The 8,054-nt window shown below is 69.7% G+C and carries 9 protein-coding genes; 4 read left to right on the top strand and 5 right to left on the bottom strand.

All coding sequences use genetic code 11. The features are described 5' to 3' along the window. Window positions 1–751: 751 nt before the first annotated feature. Window positions 752–2,011, bottom strand: coding sequence for a sensor histidine kinase (locus tag ACFWV3_RS38390; protein WP_382418843.1), 1,260 nt, complete (start codon window positions 2,009–2,011; stop codon window positions 752–754). After that, complete coding sequence (locus ACFWV3_RS38385; protein WP_382418842.1) at window positions 2,008–2,685, bottom strand: response regulator transcription factor; 678 nt, start codon at window positions 2,683–2,685, stop codon at window positions 2,008–2,010. The genes ACFWV3_RS38390 and ACFWV3_RS38385 overlap by 4 nt, the downstream gene beginning before the upstream one ends. 72 nt (window positions 2,686–2,757) lie before the next feature. Here ACFWV3_RS38385 and ACFWV3_RS38380 point away from each other — a divergent pair, with 72 nt between their 5' ends. Both ACFWV3_RS38380 and ACFWV3_RS38375 read left to right on the top strand, forming a co-directional pair. After that, window positions 2,758–3,330: a hypothetical protein gene (locus tag ACFWV3_RS38380; RefSeq protein WP_382418841.1), complete on the top strand. Its 573-nt coding sequence runs from the start codon at window positions 2,758–2,760 to the stop codon at window positions 3,328–3,330. A gap of 73 nt (window positions 3,331–3,403) precedes the next feature. Continuing rightward, on the top strand, window positions 3,404–4,012 hold the full coding sequence (locus ACFWV3_RS38375) for a hypothetical protein (protein WP_382418840.1): 609 nt from the start codon (window positions 3,404–3,406) through the stop codon (window positions 4,010–4,012). Here ACFWV3_RS38375 and ACFWV3_RS38370 read toward each other — a convergent pair. The 3 genes from ACFWV3_RS38370 to ACFWV3_RS38360 are packed head-to-tail and all read right to left on the bottom strand — an operon-like array spanning window position 3,962 to window position 6,760. Further along, window positions 3,962–4,252, bottom strand: a complete 291-nt coding sequence (locus tag ACFWV3_RS38370; protein WP_382418839.1) for a GNAT family N-acetyltransferase — start codon at window positions 4,250–4,252, stop codon at window positions 3,962–3,964. The two genes, ACFWV3_RS38375 and ACFWV3_RS38370, sit on opposite strands and share 51 nt — an antisense overlap. A gap of 37 nt (window positions 4,253–4,289) precedes the next feature. Then, a complete protein-coding gene (locus tag ACFWV3_RS38365; RefSeq protein WP_382418838.1) occupies window positions 4,290–5,330 on the bottom strand; it encodes a potassium channel family protein in 1,041 nt (346 codons plus the stop codon). After that, a complete protein-coding gene (locus ACFWV3_RS38360) occupies window positions 5,327–6,760 on the bottom strand; it encodes a M20/M25/M40 family metallo-hydrolase (protein WP_382418837.1) in 1,434 nt (477 codons plus the stop codon). The genes ACFWV3_RS38365 and ACFWV3_RS38360 overlap by 4 nt, the downstream gene beginning before the upstream one ends. A gap of 62 nt (window positions 6,761–6,822) precedes the next feature. On the opposite strand from ACFWV3_RS38360, the gene ACFWV3_RS38355 reads away from it, so the two are divergent. Then, on the top strand, window positions 6,823–7,203 hold the full coding sequence (locus tag ACFWV3_RS38355) for a hypothetical protein (protein WP_382418836.1): 381 nt from the start codon (window positions 6,823–6,825) through the stop codon (window positions 7,201–7,203). 67 nt (window positions 7,204–7,270) lie between these two features. Beyond that, entirely contained in the window at window positions 7,271–7,807 is a 537-nt protein-coding gene (locus tag ACFWV3_RS38350; protein ID WP_382418835.1) for a hypothetical protein, read from the top strand. Window positions 7,808–8,054 lie beyond the last annotated feature (247 nt).

Below are 8,054 nucleotides of genomic sequence, written 5' to 3'. Positions count from 1 at the left end.
GGTGTCAAGCGGGCACGCTTTTCGCCCGCTTGACACCCCTCCTAGCGTGTGGCCAGCTCCTGGTGCGACTCGTGACGGGACCCCACCGCAACGCAACCACGAACGAAACCGGCAGCCGCCCAACACAAACAGGCGTGCCATCAACCCGCCGACGGCGCGGTAGCCCCCGATCAGATTGCCGGGGGTCTGGGGGCAGCGCCCCCAGGTGGAAGCACGCAACGCAATCTCGCCGCCCGCAAACCAACCACCCGCAAAGCTCGCGACTCGCAGAACCCCAACTAACGCAAAACCGCCCTCTCATCAACAAAAACAGAAGGCTCCCCAACAAAAACCCGAAGATCGGAAACATCCCCACAAGCCAGGTTCAACGTGACCAGCAGATAGTTGAACCCCCCACCCCGCCCCCGAGCCCACCGATAGTTGATCTGCCACCGAACCCACTCCCCAGCCCGGACGAAAACAGGCGAAGGCCTCTCCCGCCGCCGAGGCGAAGCAATCAACACGTCCTGCAACTGCACGAACACCCCGTCATCAGCAGACCGCAGCACAACCTGAAGCCGGTCAACCGAGGCCTTCTCCGGAGACCACCGAGGAACGAACCCGTCAGCCCCGAAAAGACGAGCTTCATGAACCGCAGCCCGCAGATGAGGCAGCACGAACCCGGTGGGCACGGCATCCGGAATCGGCTGAGTCCACTCAGCCCGAACCCACTGCACGACAACGTCCACCACGACAGCCAACCAAACCAGGCTCAGCCAGTCGACGGAACAAGCGGCAACCGCACCCGGAAAACCGCCCCAGAACCAGAAGGCTCACAGGTCAGTTCCCCACCATGAGCCCGCACCACCCCCCGAGCGATCGCCAGCCCGAGCCCAGACCCCCCGGACCGCCGATCCCGGGCATCGTCCAACCGGACAAGCCGGTCGAAGATCCGTTCTCTCTCAGCCTCAGGCACCCCGGGCCCGTTGTCGGAAACGACGAACCCGGTCGAGTCCACGGAGATCCGAACCACCCCGGACGGCCCGGTCGCCTGCCGAGCGTTGTCCACGAGATTCGCCAGCACCTGAGCCAGCCGCTGCCCGTCCCCCATCACGACAGCGGACACCCCGGAGGCGACGATGTCGAAGTCGGGCGCCACGTACCGGGTCCGGGCGACCTCGGCCTCGGCCAGCGCCAGCAGGTCGACGACCTCCCGTTGCATCTCGTACCCGGCGTCCAGCTGGGCGAGCGCCAACAGGTCGTCCACCAACCGCCCGGCCCGCCGAGCCTCCCGCACCAGCAGAAAGCTCATCTGGTCCCGATCAGGCGAGTCGACGGGCGCGGACACCAAAGCCTCGGCCACCGCCTGAACCCCGGTGATCGGCGTGCGCAGCTCGTGGGCGGCATCCGCGACGAACCGGCGAGTCCGCAGCTCGGACCCCTCCAACGAGTCGAGCATCCCGTCGAAGGCTGCCGCCGTGCGCCCCAGCTCCGTGTCGGTACGGGAGGGGTTCAGCCGCCCACCTCGATGCCCAGCGGCGATCGCCTGGGCCAGCGACGTCATCGCGTCCAACGGCGCCAACGCCCGCCGAACCACCAGGATCATCAACAGCCCGGTGAGCGCGATGGCCCCGAGCCCCAGCAACACCAGCAGCTTCCGCAGCCGCAGCTGGGCCTGCGAGATCGCCTCGGTGTCGGCGTAGAACGAGAACTTGTTGCCGTTGATGTTGCGGTTCTTGCGCTGGTACTGCCCGTCGGGTACCTCGCCGACGAAGGTCCCGTTGGCCAGTTCGACGGTCACCCGGATGTTCTTCTTGGACAGCTGCCGCACGACATCACGCGGCGGCACACCTCGCACCATCGACGTGATCGCCCGCGTCTCCGTGTCGCGCAGCACTCCGTCGACGTCGCGGGAGGACTGGGTGGCGAAGGTCCGGTCGACGGAGATCACCAGCGCGACGAGCACGAGGAACAACACGAGCAGCACCGAAACGGCGACCCGGCGGCGCAGCGAGACGGTGCGGAGGTTCATTCCTCGGCCCGCAGCACGTACCCCAGGCCGCGCACGGTGTGCACGAGACGGGGTCCGTGCTCCTCGATCTTGCGGCGCACGGCGCTGATGTGGACCTCGACGAGGTTGGGGTCGTAGTCCTCGTACCCCCACACCGCGGTCAGGATCTGCGTCTTGGACACCACCCGCCCGCGCTGGGCGGCCAGGTAGACGAGCAACCGCAGCTCGGTCGCCGTCAGCTCGATCGCCTGGTCGGCCCGCATGACCACACCGGCGTCGGCGTCGACGACGAGGTCCCCGACCTGCACGGTCGACGGCGTGCGCCCGAGACGGCGCAGGACGGCCGACACCCGTGCCACGAGCTCGGCGAGCACGAAGGGCTTGCCCACGTAGTCGTCGGCGCCGCCGGACAGTCCGCGCAACCGGTCGGGCACGCCGTCGCGGGCGGTCAGCATGACCACCCCGGCCCCCGACGAGCGCCGGATGACCTCGAGCAGCTGGAACCCGTCGCGGCCGGGCAGCATGACGTCGAGGACCACCAGGTCGGGCCGGAAGCGGCCCAGGTCGGCCTCGAGCTGGCGCCCGTCGAGGCGGTGCTGCACGTCGTAGCCGGACTCGCGCAACGCGGACGACACCGCGGCGCCGATCGCCTCGGCGTCCTCGATCACCAACACCCTGGCGGACACCCTCCCCATTCTGCTGATCATCCGCGCCCGCGGCGACTCGCCTTCAGCTCGTCCTCAGATTGCGGGCGGACCCTGGGGCTCATGTCGAAGAAATCAGCGTGGGCCGGCGCCATCGTCGCGGCCGTCGGTCTCACCGTCGGCGGCATCGCGGTCGCGACCGCGGCCGAGGGCCCCGACGGCCCGGCGGCGGCGTTCGCCGAGCGCCACCCCGGCGGCGGACCCGGCAAGCCGGGCCGTCCGGACAAGGCGAAGCTCAAGGACAGCACTCTCGTCGTCGGGCGGGTGAAGTCGGTCGAGTCCGGCAAGCTCACGATCACCAAGGACGACGGCAGCGAGGTGTCGTTGACCACTGACGGCTCCACGAAGCTGCGTGGCGGCGACATCGCCGGGCTCAAGACCGACGAGCGCGTGACGGTGCGCGTGAAGGACGGCAAGGCGCTGAACGTGGCGCTCGCCAAGGCCAACGAGCGCGGCACGATCAAGGACGTCAACGGCAACAACGCCACGTTGGTGCAGGTCGACGGCCTGCAGACGCCGCTCGACCTGTCGGCGGTCAGCGAGAAGCCGAAGAACGGCGACCTCGTGGCGGTGACCGGCACGGTGTCGGACGGCAAGACCATCAAGGTCGACAAGGTGCGGCAGCTGCCGAAGTAAACCTGGGCTCCACGCGGGCCGCCGCGTCTGCGAACATCGCAGTGTGGCGGTTCCGCGAAGCCCGGACAGATGGGTGTTCATCCTGCTGGTCGTCGGACTGGTCGGGATCGGAGTCGCGCTCGCGCTCTTGGTGCCCGCGAAGGTGCTCGGCGCCGCCGAACCCCCCAGACCCGTGGCCGCGACGGTCGTCGAGACCAGCGCGTGCGGCCAGGGCATGGACACCGTCGAGTGGGACTCGGGCGGGGAGAAGAAGAAGGCCAAGCTGGACGGCTGCGGGCACGGCAAGGGCGAGACCGTCGAGATCGTCACGACCGGCTCGGACATGGTGTCGTCGGCCGCGTCCGTCCCGACCGGGCCGCCGGTGTCGAGCCGCGTCACCGCGCTGCTGCTGTGCATGGCGGCGCTGGCGGGCGGCTTCTACGCGTTCCTCTTCCGCTACGCCCCGCTGCGCGCACCGGCCGTGCTGCCCGCTCCCCGGCGGAGCTCGCCCGTTCCGGCAAGCCCGCCGCCGCCCGTGAGCACGCCTGGTCCCGCGGGCCCGGTCTCCGCGGCTGAGCTGCCGGTTCCTTCGGGTCCGGTGTCCGCCGGCCCTGTTCTACCGGGTCCTGTTCCTCCGGGTCCGGGACCTGCCTCAGGCCCGGCCGACGCGGACGAACCCCAGCGAACCGAGCAGCCGCTCTGAGGGCGTGTTGCCGTCCGTGACCCCCGCGAACACGGTCGCACCGGCCAGCGCCCCGAGCGAGGCCGCGACCACCGCCCTGCCGAGGCCACGGCGCTTCCACCTGGGATCCGTGATCACGTAGGCGATCCAGGGATCGTCGCCGTCCTCGATTGGACAGACCACCGCACCGTCCGCGAGCGGGCGGCCGCCGGGGACGGAGCCCGGACGGCACCGGTGGACACTGCGCGGCGGAGAGCTCACGCTTCCGAGTGTCCCGGCCCCGTCCAGGCAGGTCGCCCTACTCCCCGGCGGGCGTCACCTTCTTGACGTAGAGCAGCCGGTCGCCCGGCTCGATCGCGTCGGCCTCCGGCGCGTCCACCCGGAACAGCTTCCCGTCGCGCACCACGCCCAGCACTATGTCCGACAGGTGCCGCGGCGACCCGCCGATCTCGGTCTGCTCGACGTCCCGCTCCGCGATCGCGAGGCCGGCGTCGGGCGTGAGCAGGTCCTCGACCATCGCGACCACGGTCGGCGTCGCGGTGGCCATGCCGAGCAGGCGCCCCGCCGTCTCCGACGACACGACGACCGAGTCGGCACCGGACTGCTTGAGCAGGTGCTCGTTCTCGCGTTCGCGCACGGACGCGACGATCTGCGCCTTGGGCGCGAGCTCGCGAGCCGTGAGGGTGATCAGCACCGCCGTGTCGTCCCGGTTCGGGGCGACCACGATCGCGCGCGCTCGGGCCGCACCGGCGACCCTCAGCACGTCGTTGCGCGTACCGGACCCATGGACGGTCACGAGTCCGATGGCGGACGCGGCGTCGAGGGACTCCTGCACGGTGTCCACGACGACGATGGAGCCGGGCTCGACACCGTCACCGAGCAGCGCCTGCACCGCAGAGCGTCCCTTGGTGCCGTAACCCACGACCACGACGTGGTCCCGCACGACCCGCCTCCACTTCTGAATGCGCAACGCCTGACGGGAGCGCTCGGTGAGAACTTCGAGTGTCGTGCCGACCAGCACGATCAGGAACAGGACCCGCAACGGCGTGATGACCAGGACGTTGACCAGCCGCGCCGACGACGACGCGGGCGTGATGTCGCCGTAGCCGGTCGTCGAGAGCGACACCGTCGCGTAGTAGAAGGAGTCGAGCAGGGAGACGCCGTCCTCGTTGACGTCGCGGTAGCCGTCCCGGTCCAGGTAGACGATCAACACCGCGAGCATGAGCGCCGCCATCGCACCGATGACGCGCTTGAGGATGGCCCGGACCGGGCTCTGCACCTGGTCCGGCATCCTGATCACGCCGACGAGCGAGTGCGACGCTTCGTCCGACAGGCTCATCGAGTAGTCCTCTTCGCGATATCCGCTGGGGCGAGCATCCGCCACAGGTGGGCGGCCGCCTCCGCGCCTTTGAGGAGCAACGGCACCACCACGCGCTCGTTCGGCGCGTGGACGCGATCATCCGGCAAGGTTGCCCCGAGGTAGACGAGGGGCACCCCGAGCAGCGCCTGCAGCACCGCCGCGGGCCCGGACCCGCCGGCCCGCGCGAACCGCACCGGCTGGTCGAACGCCAGCTCCATCGCCTCCCGGACCGTCGCGTTGGCGGGGTGGTCGGGGCTGATCGCGTACGGCGGCACGCCCGTGCCGCGGAAGCTGACCTCCGCCCGGATGCCCTCCGGCGTGTGCCGGGCGACGAACTCCTCGAACTGCGCCCGGATTTTCTCCGGCCGCTGGTCGGGCACGAGCCGGAAGCTGACCTTCGCCGTGGCGGACGCGGGGATGATCGTCTTCAGGCCGGGCCCGGTGTAGCCGCTGTGCAGGCCGTTGACCTCGGCGGTGGGCCGGACCCAGATCCGTTCGAGCGTCGAGTACCCGGGCTCGCCGTGGGTCCTGCGGGCGCCGCCGCCGTTGTGGGCGAGCCAGCTCTGCTCGTCGAACGGCAGCGCGGCGTAGTCCTCGCGCTCCTGTGTGGACGGTTCGCGCACGTCGTCGTAGAAGCCGTCGATCAGGATCCGGCCCTCGTCGTCGTGCAGCGCGGCGACCAGTTTCGCGAGCGCGGTCGCGGGGTTGGGAATGGCGCCGCCGGCCCGTCCGGAATGGACGTCGTCGGTGCCGCCGAAGAACATGATCTCCCCGCCGAGAACACCGCGCTGCCCGGTGTTGACGGTGGGTGCGTCGCGTTCGTGCAACGAGGTGTCGGTGAACACCACAAGATCACACGCGAGCGCATTTCCATGATCTTCGAGAAGCTTTCGCAGATGTGGTGATCCCGATTCCTCCTCACCTTCGATGAAGAGTTTCACCGTGACGCTCGGCGCATTTTGTCCGGTTGCGACCAAATGCGCTTTCATCGCGAGCAGGTGCATGGCGACCTGCCCCTTGTCGTCACTGGCGCCCCGCCCGCGGATCTCGTCTCCGCTGGTCACGGGCTCGAACGGCGGATGCTGCCACCGTTCGAGCGGGTCGACGGGCTGCACGTCGTGGTGCCCGTAGACGAGGACGGTGGGCGCCTGCGGATCGTCCGCCGGCCAGCACGCGAACACGGCGGGCAACGCCGGTCCGTCGTCCCAGATCTCGACCTCCGGCCACCCGTCCGCGCGCAGCCGACCGCTCAGCCACTCAGCGGATCTCCGCACGTCAGCGTGGTGATGGGGATCGACACCGATGCTCGGGATCCGGATCCACTCGAGGAGCCCGGCCACGAACGACTCGCTCAGCGCGGCGACAGCGGCGCGTTCGGGACGTTCGGGATGAGGAGAATCACCTGCCACGCTCGTGGACAATAGGCCAGCCCGATCTCGCCTACGGCGCGTAGGCATGACAGGGTGACCGCATGGAACCGAACCGTTCCCGAAAGCGGTCGGCGCTGGCACTCGCCGCACTGCTGGGCCTGGCAGGAGCCACCCACTTCAGCAGGCCGAAGTACTACGACGCGATCGTCCCGCGAGCCCTGCCCGGCACCCCGCGGCAGTGGACCTACGCATCCGGCGCGGCAGAACTCGCGGTGAGCGCGGCCGTGGCAGTCCCGCGAACCCGCCGCCTGGGCGCACTGGCCGCCGTCGTGTTGTTCATCGCCGTCTTCCCGGCAAACGTGAAAATGGCTCTGGACTTCCGCGAGAAGTCGCCAAGGGCCCGCGCCCTGGCGTATGGTCGCCTGCCTCTGCAGATCCCACTGGTGGCCTGGGCCTGGAAAGTGGCCAAAGCCGCCCCATGACGACCCTGGGTAATCCTTAACCAAGTATCCCGCAAAAGCTGTCATTTTTCGCGCGAGGAACCTTAGGATGCGCCCTGTGCACACGCTTCTTCAGCGCGCCGCAACCGCGCTCGGCTGGGACGGAGTCGTCGTACCCGACGTCGCCGTCCTCGGCCAGCAGGTGTCCGCGGTGGTGCGGCTGCTGCCCGAAGTGCACGAGTGGAGAACGGCCAACGGCTGGCCACCACGAGCCGACCCGTCGTGGTTCCGCTCCTGGTTCGAGCCGGAGGCGCACGACCGCCTCCCCGTGGCCGCCGTGGACCTGGTCGGCGTGCTGGTCAGCGAGTCGACCACCGACCGCGCCCTCCAGTCGTGCGGAACGCTGCTGACCCTGGCCCCGTGCGCCGTGATGCTGCCGCGCTCCGACTCGTCGCAGGCCTGGTCGTACATCGAGCTCGACTACTACGGGATCGGCGTGGTCGTCGGCGACGAGTCGTCGGCCGAGCTGATGGTGCCGCCGGAGGACCGGTCGCCGGAGTTCGGGCCCTCGCTGTTCGGGCGGTGGCTGCTCGAGGTGCTTTATGAGCGGGTTTTGAAGGCTTCGCACGCGCCTGCCGGGGCTTGAGGCCGGGCGACCGGCTGGGCCGAGCTGAGGCTGGGCGACCGGCTGGTTGGGCTTGCAGCACGCGACCTGGTGGGGCACTCGTCGGCTGAGGTTGGGTTGGGTCGGCTGGGGCTTGAGGCACACGATCGGGTGGAACCGCGCGCTGGCTGACGCACTCACCGGCGGCGGATGGGGCCGGTTGAGGCGCGGGCTGGCTGGGGCCGAGAGGCGCCGCCTCGTGAGCTGAGAGTCACGGTCGGGACTTCAT

The organism is Lentzea sp. NPDC059081 (genome assembly GCF_042738015.1).
In the GTDB taxonomy this organism is placed as follows: Bacteria; Actinomycetota; Actinomycetes; order Mycobacteriales; family Pseudonocardiaceae; genus Lentzea.
The sequence above is the reverse complement of the archived record's forward strand: the minus strand, read 5'-3'. Positions and strand labels throughout refer to the sequence as shown.

Bases quoted from the DNA above. Each gene is read 5' to 3' on its own strand.
- ACFWV3_RS38350 (WP_382418835.1), top strand. From the start codon at position 7,271: ATGCGCCCTGTGCACACGCTTCTTCAGCGCGCCGCAACCGCGCTCGGC.
- ACFWV3_RS38390 (WP_382418843.1), bottom strand. From the start codon at position 2,011: ATGAACCTCCGCACCGTCTCGCTGCGCCGCCGGGTCGCCGTTTCGGTG.
- ACFWV3_RS38380 (WP_382418841.1), top strand. From the start codon at position 2,758: ATGTCGAAGAAATCAGCGTGGGCCGGCGCCATCGTCGCGGCCGTCGGT.
- ACFWV3_RS38355 (WP_382418836.1), top strand. From the start codon at position 6,823: ATGGAACCGAACCGTTCCCGAAAGCGGTCGGCGCTGGCACTCGCCGCA.
- ACFWV3_RS38365 (WP_382418838.1), bottom strand. From the start codon at position 5,330: ATGAGCCTGTCGGACGAAGCGTCGCACTCGCTCGTCGGCGTGATCAGG.
- ACFWV3_RS38385 (WP_382418842.1), bottom strand. From the start codon at position 2,685: ATGGGGAGGGTGTCCGCCAGGGTGTTGGTGATCGAGGACGCCGAGGCG.